The following is a 483-nucleotide window of genomic DNA, read 5'->3' on the forward strand; positions in this document are numbered from 1 at the left end:
TTTTTGTTTTTACCGCATTAGCATCGATATCTTGAGCTGTTTAATTAATTTCAGGTTGCGGGACTTTGTGTTGGACGGCGTAAACGGCGGCTTGGACGCGGCTGCTGAGGTTGAGTTTGCGCAGTAGGTTTTGGACGTGGACTTTGACGGTGGATTCTGCCAAGTCCAGATGGCGGGCGATGACTTTGTTGCTGTGTCCGGCGGCGAGATAGCCAAGGATTTCGAGTTCACGCGGGGTGAGGGTGGCGAGTGCTTGGTCGGTGCGCGGTGCGGACGGGGAAATCAGGGACTGGACGAGGCGTGTGGTCATTTCGGGGGAGAAGACGTTGTCGCCGTCGACGGCTTTGCGGATGCTATCGAGCAGGAAGTCGGCGTTGATGTTTTTCAGCAAAAAGCCGCGTGCGCCGATGCGCATGCATTCGGTTAGGTCGTCGCTGTCTTCGGAAACGGTCAGCATGATGACGGTTTGGTTCGGGTTGACGC

1 protein-coding gene is annotated in these 483 nt (G+C 55.9%); it reads right to left on the bottom strand.

Going from position 1 to position 483, the window contains the following annotated elements:
* Positions 1-40: 40 nt before the first annotated feature.
* Positions 41-483: LuxR C-terminal-related transcriptional regulator (locus ACTHUR_RS19550; RefSeq protein WP_440400449.1), on the bottom strand; the 443-nt coding region annotated here is incomplete at its 5' end.

This window comes from Neisseria sp. P0021.S007, from assembly GCF_051956855.1.